The organism is Peribacillus sp. NPDC006672 (assembly GCF_050274955.1).
Classification (GTDB): domain Bacteria; phylum Bacillota; class Bacilli; order Bacillales; family DSM-1321; genus Peribacillus.
On the sequence record NZ_JBNNOR010000016.1, the window covers coordinates 35969 to 62225 of the forward strand.

The 26257-nt window shown below is 40.4% G+C and carries 19 protein-coding genes; 5 read left to right on the forward strand and 14 right to left on the reverse strand.

Translation table 11 applies throughout. From position 1 onward, the window contains the following. Positions 1-690: 690 nt before the first annotated feature. Positions 691-1257, reverse strand: coding sequence for a methyltransferase (locus ACQKKK_RS21275; protein ID WP_427618874.1), 567 nt, complete (start codon positions 1255-1257; stop codon positions 691-693). Positions 1258-1994: 737 nt separating this feature from the next. Between ACQKKK_RS21275 and ACQKKK_RS21280 the strand changes: the two genes are divergently transcribed. Then, positions 1995-2186 (forward strand): hypothetical protein, encoded by a 192-nt coding sequence (locus ACQKKK_RS21280; RefSeq protein WP_427618875.1) that lies wholly within the window; start codon positions 1995-1997, stop codon positions 2184-2186. Between the two features lie 253 nt (positions 2187-2439). Here the strand turns inward: ACQKKK_RS21280 and ACQKKK_RS21285 are convergent, their stop codons facing one another. From ACQKKK_RS21285 to ACQKKK_RS21295, 3 genes are all read right to left on the reverse strand, one after another. Then, the gene (locus ACQKKK_RS21285; RefSeq protein ID WP_427618876.1) at positions 2440-6771 is read right to left on the reverse strand and encodes an endonuclease; all 4332 of its coding nucleotides are present in this window, start codon (positions 6769-6771) and stop codon (positions 2440-2442) included. 53 nt (positions 6772-6824) lie between these two features. Continuing rightward, positions 6825-9635, reverse strand: coding sequence for a bifunctional metallophosphatase/5'-nucleotidase (locus ACQKKK_RS21290; RefSeq protein WP_427618878.1), 2811 nt, complete (start codon positions 9633-9635; stop codon positions 6825-6827). 462 nt (positions 9636-10097) lie between these two features. Beyond that, complete coding sequence (locus ACQKKK_RS21295) at positions 10098-11489, reverse strand: PLP-dependent aminotransferase family protein (RefSeq protein WP_427618879.1); 1392 nt, start codon at positions 11487-11489, stop codon at positions 10098-10100. A 183-nt stretch (positions 11490-11672) separates the two neighbouring features. Here ACQKKK_RS21295 and ACQKKK_RS21300 point away from each other — a divergent pair, with 183 nt between their 5' ends. Beyond that, entirely contained in the window at positions 11673-12536 is an 864-nt protein-coding gene (locus tag ACQKKK_RS21300) for a DMT family transporter (RefSeq protein WP_427618881.1), read from the forward strand. Between the two features lie 165 nt (positions 12537-12701). Here ACQKKK_RS21300 and ACQKKK_RS21305 read toward each other — a convergent pair whose 3' ends face one another. The 3 genes from ACQKKK_RS21305 to ACQKKK_RS21315 form a co-directional block, all read right to left on the reverse strand. Beyond that, a complete protein-coding gene (locus tag ACQKKK_RS21305; protein WP_427618883.1) occupies positions 12702-13487 on the reverse strand; it encodes a PhzF family phenazine biosynthesis protein in 786 nt (261 codons plus the stop codon). Positions 13488-13823: 336 nt separating this feature from the next. Then, entirely contained in the window at positions 13824-15428 is a 1605-nt protein-coding gene (locus tag ACQKKK_RS21310) for an ABC transporter permease (RefSeq protein ID WP_427618885.1), read from the reverse strand. Further along, positions 15428-16345, reverse strand: a complete 918-nt coding sequence (locus tag ACQKKK_RS21315; RefSeq protein WP_427618886.1) for an ATP-binding cassette domain-containing protein — start codon at positions 16343-16345, stop codon at positions 15428-15430. Before ACQKKK_RS21315 ends, ACQKKK_RS21310 begins: the two co-directional genes overlap by 1 nt. A gap of 154 nt (positions 16346-16499) precedes the next feature. On the opposite strand from ACQKKK_RS21315, the gene ACQKKK_RS21320 reads away from it, so the two are divergent. Then, a complete protein-coding gene (locus ACQKKK_RS21320; protein WP_427618887.1) occupies positions 16500-17087 on the forward strand; it encodes a TetR/AcrR family transcriptional regulator in 588 nt (195 codons plus the stop codon). A 74-nt stretch (positions 17088-17161) separates the two neighbouring features. Here the strand turns inward: ACQKKK_RS21320 and ACQKKK_RS21325 are convergent, their stop codons facing one another. From ACQKKK_RS21325 to ACQKKK_RS21340, 4 genes are all read right to left on the reverse strand, one after another. Next, positions 17162-17860 carry a GntR family transcriptional regulator gene (locus ACQKKK_RS21325; protein WP_427618889.1) on the reverse strand — a complete coding sequence of 233 codons (699 nt, stop codon included), beginning with the start codon at positions 17858-17860 and terminating at the stop codon, positions 17162-17164. Between the two features lie 640 nt (positions 17861-18500). Continuing rightward, positions 18501-19967: an aminoacyl-histidine dipeptidase gene (locus ACQKKK_RS21330; protein WP_427618891.1), complete on the reverse strand. Its 1467-nt coding sequence runs from the start codon at positions 19965-19967 to the stop codon at positions 18501-18503. Positions 19968-20004: 37 nt separating this feature from the next. Next, positions 20005-20613: a VanZ family protein gene (locus tag ACQKKK_RS21335; RefSeq protein ID WP_427618893.1), complete on the reverse strand. Its 609-nt coding sequence runs from the start codon at positions 20611-20613 to the stop codon at positions 20005-20007. 188 nt (positions 20614-20801) lie between these two features. Next, positions 20802-21626: a MerR family transcriptional regulator gene (locus ACQKKK_RS21340; RefSeq protein ID WP_427618895.1), complete on the reverse strand. Its 825-nt coding sequence runs from the start codon at positions 21624-21626 to the stop codon at positions 20802-20804. Positions 21627-21732: 106 nt separating this feature from the next. On the opposite strand from ACQKKK_RS21340, the gene ACQKKK_RS21345 reads away from it, so the two are divergent. After that, on the forward strand, positions 21733-22182 hold the full coding sequence (locus tag ACQKKK_RS21345) for an N-acetyltransferase family protein (RefSeq protein WP_427618941.1): 450 nt from the start codon (positions 21733-21735) through the stop codon (positions 22180-22182). 107 nt (positions 22183-22289) lie between these two features. On the opposite strand, the gene ACQKKK_RS21350 is transcribed toward ACQKKK_RS21345, so the two are convergent. Both ACQKKK_RS21350 and ACQKKK_RS21355 read right to left on the reverse strand, forming a co-directional pair. After that, positions 22290-23309 (reverse strand): ABC transporter permease, encoded by a 1020-nt coding sequence (locus tag ACQKKK_RS21350; RefSeq protein ID WP_427618896.1) that lies wholly within the window; start codon positions 23307-23309, stop codon positions 22290-22292. Beyond that, positions 23306-24031 carry an ABC transporter ATP-binding protein gene (locus ACQKKK_RS21355; RefSeq protein WP_427618898.1) on the reverse strand — a complete coding sequence of 242 codons (726 nt, stop codon included), beginning with the start codon at positions 24029-24031 and terminating at the stop codon, positions 23306-23308. The genes ACQKKK_RS21350 and ACQKKK_RS21355 overlap by 4 nt, the downstream gene beginning before the upstream one ends. 118 nt (positions 24032-24149) lie before the next feature. Here ACQKKK_RS21355 and ACQKKK_RS21360 point away from each other — a divergent pair, with 118 nt between their 5' ends. Beyond that, complete coding sequence (locus tag ACQKKK_RS21360) at positions 24150-24749, forward strand: TetR/AcrR family transcriptional regulator (protein ID WP_427618900.1); 600 nt, start codon at positions 24150-24152, stop codon at positions 24747-24749. Positions 24750-24795: 46 nt separating this feature from the next. Here ACQKKK_RS21360 and ACQKKK_RS21365 read toward each other — a convergent pair whose 3' ends face one another. Beyond that, a complete protein-coding gene (locus tag ACQKKK_RS21365) occupies positions 24796-26052 on the reverse strand; it encodes an MFS transporter (RefSeq protein WP_427618943.1) in 1257 nt (418 codons plus the stop codon). Positions 26053-26257 lie beyond the last annotated feature (205 nt).

Genomic DNA, 26257 nt, shown 5'->3' on the forward strand with positions numbered 1-26257 from the left:
AATGGCCTTTGCCGCTTAAAAAGATCGACTTGTTCAAAAAGGTTTATAAATTTAAAGGAAAACATTCAAACAAGATATTGTTTTGATTTGTTTTCCTTTAAGCTATCTTGACGTCTCTAAACTTTTAAAGAAACTGGTGTTTCGGTTTACCCAACAACCACATGCGCTGGGTTCATGAATTTGGAATTTAATCTACCAAATGGATAAAAGGAAAAAATAAACCCGTACAGATCCCATACAACAGAATCATAGATAAATAATAAATCTTATTTTTTCAACTAGATTTCAAAGTCTTTGTTATGCTGCTCGTTCCTTAAAAAGAAACCATTCATGCTTTATGCAAAAAAACAGAAGTCTTAAACAGGACCTCTGTTTTTGACGTAATATGATTTACATACATTACCGATAATTGCATGGCCACTAATTGTAATTAACTCATTTTTTTACCTGCTAAGATGCTTTTTCAACAGAACCATCTGGTTCATAAAGAAATTGACAAGCATGCGGGAAGTTTTTTTCTCTCCGTAATCAAACCAATCTGTTCAATCGAATTGTAAAGTTGCTAAAAAATCCGAAGAATGAGGAGATGTGTTAAAGATTGAGAGATATTATTTTCGTGATTTTCCATAAAAGAAAAACCTTTTTTGCATCACTTAAACTCCTAATATAGAGTATATTATTTACGCACACTTACTTCTCATCAAAACTTAAACTAACTGCAGTGGCGATAGATTGTGCTGCATATTCCCATCTTCCATCAACAAGTGCTCCAAGCTCTTGACCGAGTTTGTTTAAATCACTTGGATTAACGGGAATCCCATTATACGCAGCAACAATCGATAAAAGCGGAGCCATAACCGGTGTCCAGCCACCCCTATCAATATGAAATTCAAATCCTGTTACCTCTCCATCTTTCTTTGTAAATTTATAATAGAGTTGATCATCTGGGCGAAGACTTAAATGATGAGAAATTTGCCCATAAACATCTTTCCCCGCTATACCTCGATCTACCACATCTATTTCTTTTACATTAAATTCATGTTCAAATACTTTTATTTTTTTAACTTCAGGACCATATAACGCCGCATGAATAGCTGTCTCTAAATTATTCTGTGCCATCGGTTGAATATTAATCGGTGATTCCACTTGAATAGAAGCTTCTTTTTCTGCTGCAAGCACTGATGTAGATGGTAATGCACCTGTAGCTAACGTTGCTGCAAGAGCGGTTGCCGTTATGATTTTACGTTTTATTTTCATTGTTTTCTTCCTCCTTTTTAAACTATGATATAAACCTTTTGGATACTGACACGGAACATTTTCCACCTCACGCAACGTGTAAATAATTTCTTTTTATACCTTTTATTGGTTTACCCTGCAGATATTATCATTACAATAACGGGGTTACAAGAGGATAATAGATCAAATTCTGAAAAATTTGACTTTTTTCAACAAATTTAAAATTGATGTGCCCAATAATTGTTACTTGAAATGAATATAGTAAACCACCAATTTCTTAAATTCCGTTTTCTAGAATCTCATATTGTACGAGGACATCTTCGTGACCGCGCATGGTACATCGTAAATATTGCTAATTGGCGTTACGATGTGTTCTGAGTTGGCATTTGTGATACAAACTTTTGGTTTCATTCAATTCCCTATTAAAGATTCAGGAGTACTACAGAATTCACATCCCTTTTCTCTCAAGCCAATTGGGGATTTCCCGTTTCTTACTCGTACACTTAAAAATGCACATTTGATAAAATTCATTTTTATCACCTCCTTAATATCTCTAATGTACCGGACTAATCTGGAGTTTATATGGAGAATTTTGGTATTTTTATCACACGTGGTTGCGTACAAAATAAAAAAGTTGTTTAAAAAGATGGTATGAAATCTCCATTTCATACCATTTTTTTCTGTTTTTCAGTATAATGAATATAAAAATATTTCAATATTCGTTTAGTTAAGAAATGGCAGAATAGGAGTGGATAAAGTTGTTGGATAAATTGAAAGATGCATTTCTATCCAAGGAATTAACTTGTACTAATTGTGGGAGAAAAATCGAAGTAGGTGAATGTTTTACTGCTATTTTAACAATGCCTTCTGAAAAAGATATGTTAGTATCACGATTAGATAATGCAATCGCAAGAACTGCGGATAGTGTATTGTGTGAAAGATGTAAATAAGGGCGCATTTTTGAGAGATTCGATCTCCGAAAATTAAACATCTTTAATAACCATCTATCAGCGTAATGGATAGATGGTTATTGTATTTCTAAGAATAGAATTAAACAACTTTATTATCAATACACATCAGATAATTTATTATTCCCCTATGCCTAAACATAAGTGTTTTATCACCTCGTCAACTTCCCAGTTTTTTTTGAAAATGTGTTTTCAACATTCCGGAATTTCGGTTCTATCAACTATTAAAACCGATCTAACTTGCTTTTTTCACATCCATGGATTCAGCAGCTCCCCAAATTTCGGACGCCCATTCAGGATGATCGATGAATGGATTGCGGTTATTCTGCCAGTCATAAATCACATCATTTCGGTGGCTCTCGAAATCGTCGACTGGATCGAGAGCATTCCATTTCAGAAGTGTCGATAGCTTTCCGTGAAGCGGCTTTGGATACGTATTGACTGTATCGGATAATTCCAGATCCAACTCACCGTTTCCTTCATAACGGACGGCCATGTAAAATAGCATCCGGGCTATATCGCCTTTAACCTGATCTGGCGGCTCCCATGAATCTGAATCAAACTTACATTCACAGCCGCTATATGTTTGGCCTCCCTCGTCAAAATCAAGATGGCCCCGTTTACCATTCACTGTCACATCAGCTGGACGGAGATGATGAAGGTCGGTTCCAGGGCCTTTGCTTGTTCCAAAATCACCGTGGGACTTGGCCCAAACATGTTCACGGTTCCATTGTCCGGCATTGCCTCCATTGTTGTTCTTCGAAATGGATTTTCCAGAGTAAAGCAAGATGACGTTCTGTTTGTTATCCGGATCTTCATCCGTTTCTTTAAGGGCATTCCACACTTGGTCATAAGATAACATCGTATTACCCTTGATTATTGAGTGCAGAACCGACTTCAATTCCGTTCCTGTTTTACCCGCCGCAGTTTCGTAATATGATTCAAGCGGCTTATCATTCGATACAGTCAGCGTGAAACGGGCAACCACTTCCGACTGATTGTCCTCAGCCTTGACTGCAACAAGGTATGTTCCAGCTTCATTCGTAGGAAGGGTTAATGTCGGGCCGGCAACTGTACCGATCGTAGATGAAAAGGTCAGTTTATCTTTATCCGGATCTGAGAAGTGCTCACTCAAATCGATAGTGACCTTGGAACCGGTTTTCACTTCAAGATTTTCCAGTTTTTTCGTTACAACGGGCGCATGATTTTCTTTAGGGTCGAAAGGAGAAGCAATTGCTTCCCCTTTCGAATCGACAAACTTGATATTCGACGTGTCAACACCTTCTGCTACCGACCATTTCTGAACATTTTCAGCGCCCCTGATTTCTTTTACATTGGCGTTATCTATGATGACTTCCTTCACCGCCATGCCTCCAAAATCAATGATTGCGCCTTCCTTATCCGGTTTTATCGCCACAGTTGCATTCTTCAGCCCAAGGCCTTTGAGTACAGCATAGGAACCTTTTAACCAGATACCTTCTTCGATGTTGGATGTTTCGTCAAGATCGATCAAAACACTAGGTGAAGCAATCGTAAGCCTTTTTGTTTTAACGTTTGTTAAATGATACGTTTTTTCCGGAGCAGCGGGTTCAACTCCCCCTGATTCAGTTAAAGCGGTTTGAATCAATACAGGGTCGTGATCGCTTGCCCGTCCATGCACTTCCATGAAGGATGAGTTAATATGGACAATATCGACTTTCGTGGCTGCCGCCATATTATTCGATACCAGGATATGGTCCAGTACTTGTGAATTGCCTTGATATGTGTATGAATAACGTTTTTCAAAAGGGACTTTCTCGATCATATTAGTTAAATCTTTACCCTTTAATGTTTTAAGCGGAGCCGAAAATTCATAATCATTAAAATCTCCAAGCAAGACGATATTCGCCTTGGCATCCTGTGACTTGATATCACTGACAAACCGATTGACGATGGAGGCAATTTGAAGCCTTTGCGTCTCACTTGAAAGGAAAGGAGGTTGGTTTCTCCCGAATAGTGGCTGATCGCCGCCCTTCGAATTAAAATGATTGGCCACCACCACTACACTTTTCCCTTTAAATTCGAATTGAGCGGCCAAAGGCTTCCTGCTTGAAGTGAAGGCAGGGTCGGTAGGCTCGATTCGTCCAGGGTTCAATGTAAGTTTTCCATCTTTGAAGGCCACGGATTGTGTCGCCGTTCCTTTCGTTCCCTCCGTTAATTTGACACGGTCCACATTGTATAAAAAGCCTACACGGATATTCCCGCCAGGTGCCCCGCCATCACGGTTATCTTCTGGAGCGATATCGATGAATTGATATTGCGGTCCGCCCAACTCTTTTATTTTGTCGGTCAATTTCTTGGCACTTTGAGCAGAATCCGTTTTCCCGCTATCTGTTGCACCATCATTATCTTGCATTTCCGTTACGCCGATGATATCGGGTTGTTTAAGATTAGTAATGATGGATGTTGCGATCGTTTCAACTTTCGAGTTAGCGGTTTGAGTGGAGAAATTCTCGATATTATAGGAAGCGATCGATAGTTTATCGGAATCCTTCTCTAGGGAAGTCACTTCCCGTACCGTCCCGCCATCCTTTAGCGCCGGCAGCTTATTTTTATCCGTCAATACCCTATAGTTGCTATATCCATAACTGATGACACCCGTAACCGAGCCTCCAAAAGAATCCCCAGTTTTTGCCACAAATGATTTATCATTTATATCCAGGGTAATTCTTTCAGGATTGAAATCCGTTTCCGTTATTTTGACACCTCTTACTGCAGTGTTCGTTTCCATATTCCCTGGGATCACGACCAATTCACCATAGTCTTGAGGAGCGACCACTTTCGGGTTATATACTTGCACGAGCATTCCTTCCAAACTCTCGTAGAAATCAATGCCGTCTTCAGTCGGATTGAAGTCTGTCAATCTATCATCATCAATGTTCTCAGACGGCGGAATGACATCTTTTCCAATGACGATCGGTTCTGGTATCGCTGCAGTGCCAAGCTTTTCAATAGTCGTATTAGTCAATTCAGTTGTTGGCAGATCCGTCGTTTTCATTTCAGCGTATCCTTCGATATACCACTCAACGACTTTACCTGCCACTTTGACATGATCTCCCGCTTTTAGGCCATGCGCTTTGTTATACACAAGTATTCCCTCAGAAGTCGTTAAGTCCTTATCTGGATTTGGATCTTGCATGTAAAAGTTATTCGCATCTTTTACATAAGTGACGACACCTTCCACACCTGATACTAGTTGATTCTCATATGATGAAAAATGATTCATTCCCTGGATGTCACGAATCTTCAATTCATTGGTTTTGGTAACGGTATAGGCAAATGTGAACACTTCCGATGTCTTGTCGTTGACAGCGATTGCCTTTATGACAGTATCTTTCGTTAAAATGATAGGTTCTGTGTACACAGCACTTGAAGACGTTGGTGCGGATCCATCCAGCGTATAATGGATCTTCGCTTTTTCCCAACCCGATTCAAGTGATACTTTTGTATTTTCACTTACCGTACCAGGGAAAATATCCGTATAAACTGCTGGCTTGTTCACCAGTTCATAATCTTCAAGACCACGTGGCTTCAGTTGATACGTGTCATTGAATTGCGATGATATTCCGGTTACGGAAATGACATCCCCTTCTTTAAAGCTCTTCAGGAAATCTTCATAATTCGAACCGTTCCGGTTATCATGGCGAACGATAACAGAGTTCCCTTTAGTATCTGCCGCCTTGAATTCGAATGTTCCATATGTTCCCGATGCCGCCAATTCTGTAATGGTCGCTTTTTCAATGGTGACCAGTTCACCTTGTGTTTCCCCATTGACGCCAGCCGCATCAATTTTTTGGATTTCAGGAAGTTCATTCCCAGATGAAACGACTTTAAGGGAAGTTGGTTGAATTTGTAATTCCTTATTATAAGCGGATACTTGTCCGATTAAACGAACCTTATCCCCTTGCTTTACATCCGCAGGCCATGAAGAACCATATACATATAGCCCAGCCGTTTCATCTTGGATATAAAAGCCTTTCCCTCCCCAATATCCAAGCCCTGTGGTGACGACCCCATCAACCTGCACAACATCTTCGGTATTCGTGCGGGCCTCGGCGATAGATTCCAGAACCTTCACATCAGGCTGTTCAGGAGGTGTTCCTCCATCAGTGATGATTGTGTAATCCGTTGCTGATTTCAGACCTGGTACTGAAAAATATTTTTCCAGCTTCCCCGTAATCGTCACTTGTGCTTTGAGTAAATCCGGATGTTCGACTAGATTCAAAGCCGTTCGGATATTTCCGGCTGGAAGCTGAACAGGCATGATTTTCTTTACATCCTTTTCATCCGGACTATCCGCAATACCTATATTCGTACCTTCAGTAAAAGGCGATGTTTGTTGATAGCTTGTACCGCTTTTAGCTGTACCGACGATGTATCCCTTCACCGTTGCCGTTCCGCTATTATTATTAATCGCTTCCGTTACCGTTATTGTTCCTTCCGCTTTTGCAGCGGCTGCATATGGCAAAACCGTTGATAGCACGATCAATATGGCAAAGAAAAGCTTGCTTATCCCATTCTTCTTCAAGATCTCAACCCCTCCAACTTTTTACGTAGCTGCAGCATTCAGTTGAATACCGCTTAAAAAATGGTTTCGCCTTTCATCGTGACATCGTTCATACTCACGGTTTTACCGTTAAGTCCCGATAAATCCAAATTGCCTTCGACTGTAACATTTGAAAAAGTAAAGCTACCTGGAGGAGTTCCTGTTAAAGAAAGATTCCCTTTAACCACTGCATTTCCTAATGAAGCGATATCCGTGATATCCACAACGATATTTCCTTCATGGTTTTTTAGCGCATCAGCCGTTCCGCCAAAGTCTTTAGCCAATACTGAAGTCGGGTCAGTAGAGTTTCCGGCCACATCTTTGATGCGTCCTTCAATGCTTGGATCGACCGTTTTCAGCCCACTTACATAATCCCGAAGATTTTCCCAATCGGAGAGCCCAAGATCCGTCACCCGTCCTTCTTCATAAGCCTTCTTGAAAACGGTGAATCCATCCCCTCCCTTAGCTGTGAATGCATTGGTCGCCACGACATATTCCTTCGTTGCATCCAATTTTGAATATGTTCCATCTTCTCCTTGGACTTCAACCTTTGTCACACGATTGCCTGGTTCCTTCGAACTATCGTAGCTGAATTTCATCCCTGAAACATGCAGGAAGCCGCCATTTTCCTTAGGAGCAAGGCTTACACTATGCTCTAGTGCTTCATTGATTTCCGCACCCGTCAGCCTCATCGTCGCCAGCGTATTCCCAAATGGTAAAACGGTCAGGATTCCCCCTAAAGTGATATCACCTTGATCAATGCCAGCGCGGATGCCACCGCCATTTTGGAAAGCAATGACCGCATCCTTATTAAATTCTTTTGCTTTACTAAGCATTCCATCCGTAATTAAATTCCCCAGTTCCGTTTCATTTTTACGGACACTCGGTTTCGTTTCAACACCTGAATCACGCGGGGCTTCCAAGTCCTTCACAGCTGTTGCCCCAGTCTTCGTTTCCTTCAGCTCCTCAATCTTCGAGGAGTATGTTTCGAAAATTTTTGCCGCTTCAGCATCATCCTGTTTTTCAGAAAGCTTAATCAGCTGACCAGCTTGTCCGACAATCTTGCCTTCCTTATCGAACTTCACATCGATCGTTCCTAAAAAATCGTTATACTGATACCCTTGAACGATGACAGTCGGATCTTTCGTTTTCCCTTTCTCGTCTTTGTCAATAACAACGGGAGTGTCTAACTGCGTATGGCTATGTCCGCCCACAATCACGTCGATGTCTTTGACCTTGGCAGCTAAGAGTAAGTCATTGTCATAAGCTGGATTATCATCGTAACCAATATGGGTTACGGCAACTATCTTATTAACACCCATGCCTTTGAACGCCTTGACCGCTTTTTCGGCTTCTTTAATATAGTTTTCAAATTTGATACTTCCAGGACTTGAGATATCTTTCGTTTCTTCAGTTGTAAGCCCGAAGAAACCTACCTTTTGACCATCCACTTGTTTTACGATTCCATTGTATATCTTCCCTTGCTTCGGCTTACTTGAAATCAAGTCAGAGAATAGTCCCTTAAATTTATCATCTTTGGAGAAGTCCACATTCGAACTGACAAATGGGAACTTTGCCCCTTTAATGAAGTCTGCCAAAGCTTGATGCCCTTCAGCGCTTGATCCCAAATCAAACTCATGATTCCCAAATGTCATGACGTCGTATTTCATTAAATTCATGAAGCGAAGATCCGCTTGCCCTTTGAATTCATTAAAATAGAGTGTTCCCGAGAATACGTCACCAGCATCCACCAAAAGGGCTTGAGGCTTACTCTTACGCACTTCTTTAACAGCTGTCACCCTTTTGGCCACATTGTCCAAGTGGGCATGCGTGTCATTCGTATGCATCAAGGAAAGCGTGATTGCCTTCGCTGGATTCTTCAGAGCTTCTTCAGCAGCGGCAACTTTTTGATCCGCCAATGCTATTTTCGCTTGGAAATCCTTTCGGTCAGACTCCTTGATTCCATTTAAATTGATGGCAGCTTTCGCCTTTTTAGCTGCGTTTATCTGTTCTTTCGTTTTAAGTTCCCCATTGGCAAGAGCTACATAGACATTTACCCGTTTTGCCACTTCTTTTTTCTTTTCTACATATACCGCATCATCATACTTACCTTTCACTTCTTTCACATAAGCATGTATGGCTTTTCCGAGTTTGGATGTTTTGCTGACCTTTTTCAACTGCGAAGAAACGGTATTCATCCGCTTGTCTGCGGTTTTTAAATCACCTTTCTTCACCCAGTAAGCAACTTTTTCATAGTAGTACGGAACTTTCAGGTCACCGTTCAAAGCTGTTTTGGTCGATTTAGTGAATTTATCGTATAAAAGCTTTTCGATTTTCGCACCATAAACCGTATCTTTAATGGCTTTGTCTGCCTTTTTCACAGCTTTATCCAATGCATTGTATTGATCCCTGATATCATTTGATTTCTTGGCAATGATTGAATTCGTAAGGGCGTTAATCGATTTATCATTGGCAGCTTTTGCTTTTTCAGCCGCTTTATACCCTTTTACATATCCTTCTGAACGAGTGATGTACTTATCATAAGCTTCGATTTCTTTGTATTTGGCATCTTTCTCTTTTTTGCTTAACATTGATTTTTTAATGGTAGAGTTGATGTCTTTTTTTGCTTGTTTTGCTGACTTGATTTGTCTCTCAACAGTGGACACGGAAGCGAGTTTAGAAGAGTAGAAATAGGTGTCGAATGGTTTTTTGATTGTGGCCTTTGCCGTTTTGATTTTACTATTCAGGCTAGTGGCAGCATCTGATGGTGCAGGTGCTACTGCTACGATCGTTGTCGCAGCCATTATGGTAGCTGTTGCAATTTTTACGATTTTCTTTTTCCCCATTATAGTTAATCCCCCCATATGCTCTATACTGATATAACATTTTGCTAACATACCCATAGAGTTGACATACTTTTCGAAAAATTGAATCCAGAAAAATTTAATTACTTATACACAAATCCACCCTACTTTTTTCCTCTAAAGATCCGTGTATATCCTATATTACAACAAAAAAATCCAATTTTAAAACAAATTTACAATCTAAAACGAAATTTTAACAGAATATTATCATTATAATCACCCTAAAATACCCATTACTTATAGATGATATATCAATAAAATTATTTAACGGTAAAATAGTACCATCACTTATCGAATCTTCCTTGGTCTTTATACCTAATTTTATAATTGACAAAAAAAAAGAGAGTATCACTTTGTTCTTTTAATTTGCAGTAATTTTGTTTGATCGTTAAACCGTCTTTTCTAAAAGAAAAGTAGATATTGTAATCAAAACCGAAAGCTGACTTATATAATCCAAGCAGCTTTCAGTTTTTTTATGCCCTCTTGTATGTTGTCTTCAGAAACACCTGCGAATCCAATTAAGACTGTGGTTGTCGGAGGTTGTCTTTTATAAAAAAGGGAGGCAGGATAAATTTTCACGCCATGCTCTTTTGCCTTCTCAATGAGTTCTTTTTCACTAAATGGTGAGTAAACATCAAGCAAGATATGCAGCCCCGAGTTTCCTCCCCGAATCTTCACTTGTCTTCCTAATTCGCTTTGTAAGGTCTCTAATAAAATGGCTCTTTTTTTTTGGTACAGCTTTCTCATTCGGTTGATGTGTTTTTGCCATTCGCCCTTTTTTATAAATTCAGAAAGCGTCAGTTGATTGTGACAGGATACTGTTTGCTTATACAAGGAAGTGATTTCACTGCCTTTTTCTAAAAGAGGTAAAGGAAGAATCATATAGCTGATACGCATTGAAGGGAGAAGAGATTTAGAGAAAGTGCCCATATAAATGACGCGGTCATGCTGGTCAAGACCTTGCAAGGAGGGGATCGGCTGTCCGCTGTATCTAAATTCACCGTCATAATCGTCCTCAATGACAAATGATTGATTTTCTGCCGCCCATTTAAGCAGTTGCATTCTTCTGTTAATCGTCATAATTGTTCCGAGTGGAAATTGATGAGATGGCGTTACATACACAAGGCTTGGCTGCTCTTTTCGGATTTCTTGGATACAGATTCCTTCATCATCGACTGGTATAGGAAGGATCTTCATATGATTGACTTCAAAAATCTTTCTCGTTCTCGGAAAACCCGGATCTTCATACCCTATGGAAATATTCGGGCCAAAGACTTGGCACAAGATCTGTATCAGAATAGGGTTCCCAGCCCCTAAGATGACCTGTTCAGGTTGACAATTAACGCCGCGCGATTGATACAAGTATTCTGCAATGAGTGTTCTCAGCTCAAGTTCTCCTAAAATATTCCCTGGCCGATAAAGCTGTTGACCATATTGATCTAAACTACTGACCATGCTTTTTCGCCAAGCGGAAAAAGGAAAGTGGGCAGAATCCACATTGCCATAATGAAAATCAATCGATTGTTCATTCTCTTGTCTTTTTGGCTTTATGGATGAGGTGCTTGGCATTTTAACAAGGTCAAAATCAGAATCATTATAATCAGCAAACCAGCCACTTCTCGGCTTGCTCACAATGTAGCCTTCAGCAGCAAGCTGTTCGTAAGCCCGTTCTACAGTCGTTTGGCTAATTGAAAGCTGAATGGCGAGCAACCTTTTTGAAGGGAGTTTCATTCCTTTTTGAATACGGCCCTCATGCATATTTTTTTTGAAGAGCTGATAGAGCTGTTGATAAAGTGGAATTTCGAGATTTCGATTTAAAAAAAACGTGATATCCATTTATATGATTCCTCCCAACTGGCATGGTTTTATTTAAGGAAACTGGCTGTTTATTAAAGGTCAATGTCAGTTTATAGTCATTGTAATCCATTATGAAAGGGTTAATAAGAGGATCTAGATAAAAAATGATTTAGTCATTTAAAGTAGTTTAACCAAGAAGAAACATGATTTGGAGTGATTGTAATGAACAAAGCAACAAATGGCTGGATGAATGGTTTTATTGGCGTACTGATCTTTAGCGGCTCGCTACCTGCGACGCGATTGGCTGTAGCGGATTTCGATCCGTTATTCCTCACCGTCTGCCGTGCTGCGATAGCTGGCGTATTGGCTGGCGCTCTCCTTCTCATCTTCCAGCAGCAACGTCCTGTCAGAAGCGATATCATTCCTTTATTGGTGGTAGCGTTTGGCGTGGTGGTTGGTTTCCCGCTGCTGACAGCCTTGGCCCTGCAATATGTTACGTCCGCGCATGCCATTATCTTCATTGGGCTTCTTCCGCTCTCGACGGCGATCTTTGCGGTACTGCGGGGGGGTGAACGGCCTCGACCCGCCTTCTGGATCTTTTCAGCTGCAGGCAGCTTCCTGGTCGCAGGGTTTGCCCTATTCCAAGATGGGGAATCATCACCGATTGGTGACGTATTCATGCTGGCTTCCATTATCGTATGTGGTCTCGGTTATGCAGAAGGAGCTCGGCTCTCACGCAGGCTTGGGAATTGGCAGGTGATCTCTTGGGCTCTCGTTCTATCGCTTCCCCTTATGCTGCCACTCTCGTTCTATTATACGCCGGACTCGTGGGCGGACATCGGTGATCCTGCTCTCTTCAGCCTTGCTTATGTGTCTTTATTCAGCATGCTCATCGGCTTCGTGTTCTGGTACCGCGGTCTCGCCCAGGGCGGTATAGCAGCGGTTGGACAGCTACAGCTTCTTCAACCTTTTTTTGGGCTGCTGCTTGCTGCTATGCTTCTAAATGAGAAAGTCAGTCCGGCACTCGTAGCTGTGAATATTGCCGTTGTACTATGCGTGGCAGCCGCTCGGCGATTCGCAAGGTAACACATGGCCTATTTAAAAAACGAGCGGAACAGAATCAGTACCTTGCTCCGGCTCGTTTTATCATTTTGCAGTGTCCTTATTTTTCATAGATTAAAAGAATATCAACCCTCTGAGTTAGACCTCACGTTTAAAATGATTTTCACCGTAAGATTTTTCTGCCAAGCGTTAAATAGTTAAGTTCCCTTCGAATATTGTCACGGCATGGCCAGAAAGTTTAACTGTGTCTTCCGCTACTTCAACCTTGACTAGCCCTCCTCTTTCCGATGCCTGATAGGCAATACAGATATTTTTATCCAGCTTGCTTGCCCAATATGGCCCCAGACAACAATGAGCAGAGCCCGTAACATAATCTTCGTCAAGGCCTTGGGCTGGGGAAAAGAAACGAGAGACGAAATCATATTCATTGAGATTCGATCGACTCGTTACAATGACACCTCGAGTCGGTAATTGCGCGATCAAATCGATATCTGGTTTTAAGTTCTTTACGATTTCCTCTGATTGAACTTCGACTAGATAATCCCATTTGTTTTGACCAACATACGTAGGCACAACGCCCAAAGCCTTTATCAGTAATTCCGGGGCAGCGGTCTCCTGCTCCATTAATGACGGAAATTCCAATTGAACCATTCCATCCACGAATTCGGCAGTGAGAAGCTCGCTTTTTGTCTGATAGACAATTGCTTCATTCCTTGGTACGTATCCTTTCTCCCACAAAAAGAAAGAGCTTGCCAACGTCCCATGTCCACAAATCGGGATTTCAATCGAAGGTGTGAACCAACGCAGTTGCCATTCATCTTTATGAAGATGAATAAACGCAGTAACAGGTAAATTAATCTCTTTAGCTATTCGTTGCATCCACTCGCTGTCCTTTACCCCGCTAAGAAGACAGACAGCAGCAGGGTTTCCTTTAAAAGGCTGATCTGTAAACGTATTAATAATCGTTAATTCCATGAAAAAGTGCCTCCTTAAATAGTATTGTCGGTCAAACATTTCCACAAAAAAGGATAATAACCCTTTATTACATTCTATTTATCTATAAAACGTTAATTCAACAGAAGATTATCATTATCAACACACACTTCGTAAGAAATGCACCTCCTTATTTCCCTCATTTTAAACACCTAAGCAACAAAGCCGCACTCAGGCCTTGCGCTAGGCAGACTATTATTAATTCCCCATGGCTGAAAACCAATAAAAGCCTGATTTCTCATTGAGACATTGAGAAATCAGGCTATAGTCACTTCCTGGAGAGCAACTTGCAGGAATAATAGAATCATAGTTGAATCGTCAACCTCGGATATCCCGTTTGTTATATCCGATAAAGCCAACAGCCAGTAATACGATAGCTATGATGGTAAGTATGGATACTTTCATGAAGTTCAAATCTTCAACAGGAAGTTTCGGAATATGACCAAATGGTGTTAGTTTTCCCATCCATTCCGGGAATTGAAGCATTCCTCCTAAATAAACGACTAAGATTGAATATGTTAGGTAAAGCCAAGTCAAGCCAGATAATTTTGGTGCAAAGCCAATAAACAGCACTGCGATACCAATCATGATCCACATCGCAGGCAGGTAGACCATTGCTGCACTATATAAAGCTCCGAAAGCAATCCCTTCATCCATCACTGAATTCCCGGCAGCCCAAAGACCGATTGCAGCAAGCGTAATCATGAGAAAGCCGCCAATAACGGAAATGATAAGATAGCTGCCCATAAGCCTTGTACGGGAAACAGCGCGACTCAGTAAATGTTCAGTATGGTTCTTTTTCTCTTCCCCTTTAAGCTTTAGCATCGCCATTAAAGGTGGAATGGTGCATATCATGGAGATGACTGACATCAACATTGTCAAGAATTGTTCTGTCAGTGAATAGCCTTCAACTGGCGTTAATAGTTCAGCCATCATTTCATTTTTTGCAAAAAAGGATTCTAAATCTCCTAAAACGGAACCGTAAGATGCTCCTAAAATGAACATCCCGGATGCCCACGCAATTAATCCTGGACGCTGAAGCCTTAGCGCGAGTCCAAGCGGACTTTTTAATAACGGTGAAGCATATTTTCTGCCAGGCTTAGCGGGTATAAATCCAGCTCCCAAATCACGGATGGCATTCAAATATAGAGAAAGCCCACTCAAAATGATTGCAGCACCGATCGTAAGGATGATTGGCCACCAATAGTTATTCACATATACTTCTGAACCTAGAACCCAACCCAATGGTGAAAACCAGGAAAGTGTTTCATTGCTAACATCCCCAATTGCCCGAATAAAATAGGAAAGAAGCAAAACAGTGATGGAGTAACCAATCGTACCTCGCGCACTCTCCGTAAGCTGGGCAAATAATGCCGTTATCGCCGAGAAGAAAATACCGGTTGCTCCTAAAGCGGCTCCATACATAAGGGAACCCTCCAAATCCATGCTTTCAATTCCCAGAGCATACAATCCGAAACCCGTTATTATCGCGATCAATCCATTCGTTCCAAATGATACGGAAATGGTTGCATATAAATTAGCCAACCGGCCAGCCGGCAAAGAACGGATCATTTCGATACGGCCGTCCTCTTCCTCTGCGCGTGTATGGCGCGTAACAAGTAAAATACTCATGATCCCAACGGCCATTGCGGTTAAAAGTAACATTTGATGAGCCATCATCGCTCCGTTTGTATAGTCATCCAGGCCGTAACCTTTCCCCACCATCGCTGTCATTGCAGGGTTCCTCATCGTTTCTGCAATGGTTTGCCTTTCTAGCCCAGTCGGATACAGATCGTTGAATGCCATTGCAACCATAAATGAAAGGACAGATAGGGAAATTATCCAAACAGGGATCCTAATCCGATTTTGCCGTACGATGAATCGGGAGAGCCTTCCTGTATTATGATAGGACTGGTTCGCCATTATAACGCACCTCCCGTCCCAGAATCAGACGTCTTCCTTTCGCCTTCATAATGGGTCATGAATAAATCTTCCAATGTAGGCGGAGCGCTTTCCAATTTCACAATTCCAAACTGGCTTATATACTTCATAATATTATCCAATTCACTTGTATCCACTTGGAAGGAAAGTGCTTGACCTTTCCTCACGATATCCCGAACACCGTTTACATTCCCTAAAGCAGGGATAGGTTGCTTCGTTTCGACAAGCAAGCTTGTTCTCGTTAAATGGCGTAACTCATCCAATGTTCCCGTTTCAATTATTTTTCCTTGCCGAATGATGCCCACTTTATCGCATAACCTTTCCACTTCAGAAAGAATGTGACTGGAAAGTAATATGCTTTTTCCTTCATTTTTCGCATCCATCACATATTCCTGGAAAACTCTTTCCATCAATGGATCTAGACCTGATGTTGGTTCATCCAATATATAAAGGTCGGCATCAGATGAGAAAGCAGCAATCAAAGCAACCTTTTGCCTGTTCCCCTTTGAATATGTTCCACATTTCTTGGAAGGATCCAAATCGAATTTTTTTATTAGTTCTTCGCGTCTGCTTTTATTGTTCGTCCCCCGTAATTCAACAAATAGATCAATAACTTCCCCGCCTGTTAAGTTGGGCCATAGGTTCACATCTCCTGGAACATACGCGATTCGCTTGTGAATTTCAACCGCATCTTTCCATGCATCCATTCCAAAAATCTCCGCTTCCCCAGCCGTCGCTTTTAAAATCCCCAGCAACACACGGATCGTTGTTGATTTTCCAGCACCGTTAGGACCGATGAATCCAAATACCTCACCTTTATTCACTTCAATGTTCACCCCATTTAAAGCGGTAAACTTTCCAAACTTTTTCGTTAAATCCGTTGTTTTCAATACTGACATTCCCCATCCACCTCTTCCTCTGAAAAGAAATTATGAAATATTTTAATTGATTTAGTTCATAATATATAAATTAAGAATGACTGACAATAGTTTATGAACTTATTTTATTGTTCTATTACATAATTTTAATTAAACTAAAGTTGAGGTGAAATAGATGGACGGATTTCAACGCCGCAGAGAACAAAAAAAACTGGATATACTAGAGGCTGCCTTAGCTTTATTCATGGAGTATGGTGTCCAAAAGATTTCCATTGGAGAAATAGCAAAAAAAGCAAACGTATCTAAAGTAACGATATATAATTACTTTGAAAGTAAACATAACTTAATTCATGAGGTTTTTATTTATTATACAGATAAGGCAATGGATGAATTTGAACAAACACTTACCAGCAACATGGCATTCCCTGAAAAAATAAAGCAAATCATGTTCACGAAGAATGAAACAGCGAAACAAATTCATGAAGATTTTTATCAATATTTAATGAAGGAATATACTTCCGGAGTAAATTATATGGAAAAAATATATATAGAAAAGGCACTGCCTCGCTTTATTAATCTGTTTAACGAGGGGAAGGAACAAGGATACGTTGATCCGAACTTATCTAATGAAGCGATTTTATTTTATATAAAAGCGATGAATGAATATATCCAACGGGAAGAGGTTTATCAAAGCATCCTGCCTTTGACTGAAGATATTATGAAGATTTTGTTTTATGGGGTAGTTGGAAAAAAAGAGAAATGAATTTAAAAAAACGGTGTGAATCGATATCTCCAATTCTCACCGTAATAATCTTATTTAAGAATTTCCTGCTCTCTTTAAGTTAATGTTAATAATTTAGCGGAAGAATAATTATATTTCTCAATTGAAAAATCAAAAACGACTCCTGCTTTTAAAAATACCGTATTTTCAACAATTAATGTCGGATCTCCTGGTTGCAAGTCCAAAAGCTTTGCATCATCATCATTTAGTTTCTCACACGAAATGATTTTATCTGCAAAACCAATATTCAACTTCAAATCCTCGACTATATATTCATAAATGGAACCATTTGCGATTTCTTTATTTATGATGGGGATGATGTCTTTATTGAAAAAGGACTCTTCTATTACAATGGGTTCACCATTTAAGCATCTAACCCGTTTGAGGTTATAGATTTTGGTTTTTAGATTACATTTCATTTTTTCGGCCAACTTTTCATCAGCTTCTATTAAATCTAACTTCAACACTTCACTTGTCATTTCATCCTTTTCAAACTGTTTCGTTAAGCCATTCATATTCTTCATCGAAATACAGCCAGGTCGGGAAAATTCCCTTAGGAATATGCCGCTTCCTTGAACTTGATAAATATAACCCTGTTCAGCCAATATATTGATTGCTTTTCTTATGGTATTCCTGCTGACATCGAACTGCTTCATCAACTCTTCTTCAGTAGGTAACTTAGTATTTAATGTATATTTTCCTTCTAATATTTCTTTCTCCATTTGTTCTACGACCATTCTATACTTTACACCCATATTTCCCTATACCTTCCTCTATACATAATGATTTCGAACAATAATTTAGACTAAATGATAGGTTTTCTTTACAATAGTTTATTTTATAACGATTGTAAAGAAACCTCAGTTTCTTTCAGAATGGAGGCAACTTCAATGAAAAGCGAGTTTGCATATAGTTTTCTCTAAAAAACAGTTCAGTTGATTGGAACGGAAGGTACGAGACTCCTGCGGGAAAAGCGCGTCCAAGGGAGACCCCACAGGCGCAAAAGCGCCGAGGAGGCTCCCGGACCGCCCGCGGAAAGCGAGTGCCTGGAGTGGAAATCAACGTTCCTTTTACAAACCCTCAAATAAATGTTTCATTGTTTTCAGAAATCCGCTCCTTTCCGCCAACTGTCTGCCAAGCCTCATCAAAGCAAGCTACTTGATTGGCACCATCAATTTTGCACTTTCCTTTTTAAGTAACAATCTGTATAGCTTCAATACATTAGTGAGTCTAATAAATATGAGGAAACTTCCTTCTTCGCTAGTGACATAAGCATTTTCATTTTTTGTCATTTATCATGTTCTTTATATCAATTAAAAAAGAGACATCCTATCGTTGAACGATAGGATGTCTCCAAATCTATTGAATTTCAATTGTTCCCCAGACATGCATTTTTTATAAATCCTTCATCCGCTTTAATGTGTAAACAAAATATTCCCAGTTGTTTATGGTCGAAGGGATGCTTAAGTGTTCTTCAGGTGTATGTACGGAAAACATATCCGGTCCTATTGAAACAGTATCCAACCCTGGTATCTTATCTATGAATACCCCACACTCGATCCCTGCATGCACAGCGATGATTTCAATATCCCCATGATACTTTTCTTTGTATGTCTCTTCAAATAATTTCTTGAGTGTCGATTCAGGATTATAGGGCCATTCCGGATAATCCGCGTCAACCAATAGTTCGCATCCAAGCATGTCGGCAATCGCCTTTGCCTGCGTGACCATATTATATTTGATGCTTTTGACCGAACTCCTGATTTCACTTTCGAATATCATTTCCGTTTCATTTGTTGTAACGACCCCTAGATTCGTCGAACTTTCCACTAATCCTTCTATTCCCATGCTCATTCCTTGAACGCCATGGGGGATTACCAGTAAGGAGGTAATGGCTTTAGTCACCGTATCTTTGGAAAAAATGTTTGAAGAAATCGTTTCGATCTTTTCAAACCTAATCGATACCTCAAGGTCGGAAGATTGCAGTTCATTTTTAAAAGTATCCTCCCATTGCTGGAGTCTATCCGCTATCTTCTGAACATCTTCTAAATGAATCAGTACTGTCGCCTCTGCTTCACGAGGAATCGCATTCCCTTTCAGGCCCCCGTTCATTTGCTGTATGTGGCAAGGGAAGTCTGTCGTTAATTCATGTAATACTCTGCCCAAAAGTTTATTGGAGTTCCCTCTTTCCTTATGGATGGACATACCGGAGTGTCCGCCCTTCAACCCTTTAATCCTGATGTTATAAGATACAGCATCAACAATAGAAGCCGATTCCCAATCGATTGGCAGGATCTGCCGAACGCGTATTCCTCCTGCAGAGCTGACCAGCAGCTTTCCATCTTCCTCCGAATCGATATTGATCATCATTTTCCCCTTGAAGTGAGCCGGATCCACGGCAAGTGCACCCTTCATCGTCGTTTCTTCTTCAGTCGTTATGACTATTTCAAGAGAAGGGTGCGGAATATCATTTGCATCCAATAATGCCAAAGCATAAGCAACAGCAACCCCATTATCTGCCCCCAATGTTGTATCCGTCGCATACAACATGTCTCCCACAATCCTTAATCGAAGCGGATCTTTCTCAAAATCATGAACCGTACCCTTGTTCTTTTCGCAAACCATATCCATATGCCCCTGGATAATGACGGTAGGTGCACTTTCATATCCAATTGTGGCAGGCTTTTTGATAATGACATTCAGCGCTTCATCCTGGATCACCTCCAGGTTCCTATCCTTAGCGAAGCGAACCAGATAGTCACTGATCGCTTTTTCATTAGCCGATCCTCTCGGAATTTTGGAAATCGCTGCAAAATAATGAAACACCGGATGGCTCGATAATTCTTCTAAAGTGCTATACATGGAAATCCACCCTTTCATTTAATATATTTACTGCCTCTCATCCTTTTACTTTTCCTGAACGGAACACTACCACTCTCGTGAACAAAGGATACAGAACGTACCCAAGATAAACACCAATCATATTCAGGATAAGGTCATCGACATCCAAACTTCCGCGCCGAAAAACAAACTGACAGATTTCGATGCCCGAAATCGAAAGTAATGGATAAAGAAATTTCGTTATAGCGGAGGGCTCTTTCCCATCCCTGGACAACAAATACAGCCCGAATGGAATAAATAGCCCCACATTGGCGCTAAGGTTATAAAATGAAACGAGCCCGTTCATTTCGTTCGATAAATATGAAAGAATCGTAGAAAAAGGAATCAAATTATACGAATATACCTGCCCTTTTGGTCGGAAGAACAGCAAAACCAATAATGATAAGCTGTAGCCAAACAATGCTGCCTGCCATAAAAGGCGCGGAATCATGACCGTTTCACCTCGAAAATAAAGAACCGCAAACGAAACGAAAAGAAGTATACAAAACCAGACAACCATGATCACCAAAGGATTCAAATATAATAGGAGCTGAAGAAAAAAAGGCAAACCGCACAAAAACATTGCTTGCGACAGCAAAAGGGAAAGCATGACCGATTTTATAGACATACAACTCCCACCTTCTATTTATTTCCAAACCATTACATACCCTTATATCCTAGGACATCTTTAACAACCCGTCAACAAACTGCAGAATATAAACCTGTCATTCTAGAAAACTGCCAGTATGTTCAAGGCTGATGGCATTGCTTGGCATGATTTAGTTCTCGCCCGAACTATGTAATATCTCCCCATCCTCATTCCACTTCAACCATGATTTGCGTCAGGTAATTTTCATAACCCTTTACCGCGACTTCATCCAAGATGTATTCTTCGTATGCAAACGATTTGAGGTTCAAGTTTTCACTCTCCATGAATTGTAATATTCTTTCGTACGTTTCGGAGATATTTTTATAACTGCCTTTATGATAGGCAACAACATAAAGTCCCTTCGGTTTTGAATAGAAGGTGGGGGCTGGGTGCTTTTCCATGACTCTCGTGTACAAAAATGAATAGTCATCATGATTTCCGTCGATGATGTTTTCTTTACTAATCATGGCCCCGATAGGGAATCCTGTGTAAAATTCATTTTCATTACAGAAATCAATGAAGTCAGATGTAGATTTTAAGAATTCGGCATCAGAAGAGTTCAGGATGGATTCACTAAGGAAGAGCTGTTCTTCCTCCTGAATTTTCAAGGTGATTTGAGAGTCATCCATACAAATCGCTTTTTCAGTGAGGGATATTTTCGTTTCAATGATCTTCTGCACTCTGTGAAGATTTTTTATCTTTTTTTCTAATTCTATGGTCTTTTCTTTGAAAAGTTCAATTAGTTCCATAGGTGACCTGTTAGTAAGAAACCATTTAATCTCTTTCAAAGGCATATTGAATTCTTTTAAAAGCGTGATGACCGAAAAAACTTCAAATTGTTGATAAGAGTAATACCGATAGCCCTTTTCGTTTTTTATATCGGGAGTAAGAAGCCCAATCTCATCATAATGAATGAGCGTTTGTTTTTTTACATTGCATAATTTGGCGAATTCGCCAGTAGTAAAATATTTGCCTACATTTCCATCAGACATTACGACCTCTCCTCTTGACTATATGGTAACCATATACCTTAGGATATTAATATATCATGATAACAAAGCGGATAACCATGTGCGAAATGAGAAAGGAAAATAAATGATGAAGACCACTATAAATGAAGTCTCGAACGAAAATGTAGCGGATATTTTGAAATTACGAATATACGAAAAGCAAAAGGCTTACATCGAAACGACTGAACAATGTTTAAAAGACGCTAATGAATGTAAATATTACAGGCCAGTTGGGCTTTATTCGGGTGATATCTTGGTCGGTTTTGCGATGTATGGATTTTTCCCTGGGGAAGGCGAAAATGGCAGAGTGTGGTTAGACCGCTTTTTCATTGACGCTGAACATCAGGGTTTCGGGCTTGGAAGTATCTTGTTGGAGGCTTTAATAAAAAGATTAATAGAAGAATATGATTGTCCTGAAATCTATTTAAGCATAGTTGAAGATAATCAGGCTGCCCTTCATTTGTATAAGAAATTCGGCTTTGCATTCAATGGCGAATCAGATTATAACAATGAAAAGGTCATGGTCAAAAAAGTATAAGTTTCTATTATTTTTTGGTTATACCTAGTTTTCAACTCTAAAGTATGTCCAGTAAAACAAAAAAGCGGGTTCCTCATGTTCCAGGAATCCTGCTTCTTTTAAAGGGTTTATAGTGCTCTATATTTTTTTAAACTAATAATATTGATGGTGATAAAAACGACGGAAAAGGCCAGAAGAATTAGTAAATCCAGTAAAACCTCATTGAACGTGAAACCTTTGTACATAATGCCGTTCATGGCATCCGATGCGTAATAGAGCGGCATGACCTTGCCGATTTTTTGCAGCCAGTCTGACATGCCATCCAATGGAAAAATTCCTGTAAAGAAGACTTGCGGCACGATGACCAACGGAATGAATTGTACCATTTGGAATTCAGATGTCGCGAAACTCGATAGTAATGTACCAAGCGATAATGCAACGAGCGCGACAAGTATATTCGTCAGTAAAACGAGCCAAATGGAGCCAACAAGGACGATATCCAACACATTTACAGCATATAGTACGACAATTAGGGTTTGAACGAGCGCAAATATCCCATACCCGATTACATACCCCGCTACGATTTCGTATCGCTTAATCGGTGTAGCAAGCAACCGTTCCAACGTACCACTTGTTCGCTCCTTCAAAAGCGCAACCCCCGCTATTAAAAATACAAAGAAGAACACGAAAAAGCTGACGAGCATCGGACTGAACGTATCAAACCCTTTTGTGTTGGCATCTCCGTAAACATATTGCTCCTCAATCGAAGGAGTGTTGTCTTTTTCATTCCCTTGCAAGCCATGCATCATTTGCATTTGAATGGCCTTTGCACGGGTCGGTTCGTCGTTCAATAGTGTCAGTTTTATTTTGCCATTTTCAACCTGCAGCCAGCCATCCGTATCATTTTCAATCATTTTTTCCTGTGAAAATTCCTCAGCGGCCGTTACTTGAAAATCCGCTTGTTTCAATGCTTTAGCCATAGCTTCATTACCGCCTGTAACAACGATTTTCAAATCACTTGCTTCTGTATCGAAAATAAAATACATGAGCGTTAAAATGAGCAATGGGGCTAGGAAAAATAAAGCGAGCGTCCTTCGATCCCGGCGCATCTGCCGTGTAATTCGAGTAACAAGAGAGGCAATTCTCATTTTAGGCCACCTCCAATCCTTAAAAAAACATCATCAAGCGTTTCCACGGCAAATTGTTCTTTTAAAGCTGCCGGAGTTCCTGCCGCGATGATTGCACCTTCGCGCAGCATCGCCAGTTTATCGCATCGTTCCGCTTCATCCATCACATGCGTAGTAATGATGATCGTCTTATGATCTTCATTTCTTAAACGCTCAAGTTCCTGCCATATCGATTGTTTCAGCAAAGGGTCGATTCCTACTGTCGGTTCATCCAAAATGAGAATCTCAGGATTTTGGATGAGTGCTACCGCCAGTGACAGACGGCGTTTCATTCCCCCTGAATAATGCGCAACCCGAACGTTCAAATCATTCGTCAACTGAACGATTTCAGCTGCATATTGAATGCGTTCCCTTCGTTCCTTTTTCGAAAAACGGTATAGCTTCGCAAAAAATTCGAGGTTTTCAACTCCCGTCAGTTCTGTATATAAAGCATCGGACTGTGCCATATAACCGACATCCATTAACAGTACTTCATTTGGAACTTCATGATCTAGAACCGTGACTTTACCCGCATCGGGCTTAATCAATCCGACAATCATTTTAATCAAGGTCGTCTTTCCGCATCCGGATGGACCTAACAAGCCAAAAATTCCGCTTTTTTCAATATTCAGGCTCAATGGCTGAATGACCTTCTTCTGATGAAAACCCTTAGCAATTCCTTCAATGGAAATCGCATTTTTCATTGTACACACATCCTCCCTCTTTAATTAACACGGTGTTGAGTGTATCATCATTCTAAGGTAGCATTTGGTCTAATACAATCAACAAATTTGGAAAAATGTTTAGTGAAGGAGACATTCCATGGCATCGATTCATGAGGATATGGTACAAAAGACGAAAATGCAGATACAACATCATTTTATTGCACTCGTTGAAGCAGAGGGTTTCTCACATGTATCAGTGAAGAAAATTGCAGAGCGCGCCAACATTAATCGGGGCACATTCTATTTACATTACACAGATAAATATGAATTGATGGATCAGTTACAGCAGGAATTGTTAAATGAACTACAAACTCGCATTACTGCCATTTTGCCGAAAGAGGCTTTTATGGCTCTTCATCAACAACAGCTTTACCCGCCTTTCGTAGCGATTTTTCAATTCATTAGTGAACATGCGCACGCATTAAGGGCCATTCTTGGAGATAAGGGAGATCCTTCTTTTGCAAAAAAAATAAAGCTTGTGTTCGGTGAAGTACTATTGGAGCGTTTGATCAGCATGAATCCAGCAGCTAAAGATGAAGCATTTCGCAAGTATATGCATGCCTTCATGACATCGGCGATTTTAGGAGTGATACAGGAGTGGCTGGAGAATTGTGAAGAGCAAACGGTGGAAGAAATGGCGAAAATCCATTTTCAAATCTTGAACTTCATCAACCAATTACGCACATTCATTCAATGAACGATTCATTAAAGGCATGTTCTATCAACATGCCTTTAAAATTGGATTACATCTTTTTCTCCGCTTTAACCTCTATATTATCAACGGAATAATACCTGCTCTTCGAGGTTTTCATACTAAGCATCGACAATAAAATTGATAAAGCGAACATGATCATGGAACCTGAAATCACCACGAACCGAATCGAAATGAAATGAGCTGAAACACCAACAATTGCGGTAGTGATGATGATCAATAAAGCTTCTAACAAGCCAAAAACACTTCCGACCCTGCCCATGATTTCCACGGGAATATTATTTTGATAAAAGGTTTGAAAGCCTGTGTTGGCAAACGCCAGTGAAAAGGCAATGATGAAAAAACCGATGGCAGCCAGTAAAAAGGAATTCGAAAACGCATAGATTATATAACCTATCGAGACAAACAAAGATCCAAGACCAATCAGGTATGAAATTTGCACTTTACTGATGAATACCGCATTGACTATGGCACCCGCAATGATGCCTGCCCCGGCGATGCTTACAAGGAATCCGTAATCGCTGTCCGACAAAAGGAGTACGGCCTTGGCAAACGCTGCTTCTTGGGAATCAATGGCCGTTTCCATCACCACCATGCAGCTGAATAAGAAATAAATGAGCATGATATAGGAAGATTTCCGGCTGAAATCCAGGACGATGCCCCAATCCTTTTTCATGATGGTCCAAGACAGGTAATGACTGGATTTTTCAAGGGAATGATCCTTTTCAAGATTAGGCATGAATAGAGTGATGATACCGGATAATAATAAGGCAGCCGCGTTAATATAAATAGCAACAACCGGTGTACCGATTAAGAAAAGGATACCCGCTATCGCTGGCCCAATCAAAAAAGCTCCAGAATCGATCAAGCTTCGTAATGAGTTAAATCGTTTCCGCTGTTCAATGGGGATTAATTTTGTTATATAAGTCCTTGATGTCGTTACAAACATGGCCTCTGCCATATTGATCACGAAGACAAGGGAATAGATGACCCAAATAGAAGAAGCCAATGGCAGCAAAGCTATCAATACCGCACGAAATAGATCAAGTGCGATCATTAGATTACGCTTATTGATCCGGTCGATCACGCTGCCTGCCCAAACATTCGTAAATATGGCAGCCATCGGTTTAACGATATAAAGTCCAGCAACCGCCAAGGCTGAGCCAGTCATATCCAGCACGATTAAATTAAGTGCAATGAAATAAACCCAAGCGCCGAAGTTGGAAATCCCAATCCCGCACAATAGAATGGAAGGATATTTCCAAGATACTAATGAATTTCTGAACATCAACGCTTCTCCTCCTTAGAAAGAAAATATAAAAATAATAAAAAATCCCATCCCCAAGAAATGCGTCTTGGGGACGGGATCAAGAGAACGGTGCCACATTAATATGTCACCATTATTAATCTTAGGCCGTATTGCATTAACAACATGCAATGACTATGCACTATAATGGGCGCTCCCTTCACTTCCTATACTCGGAGGCGCTTCA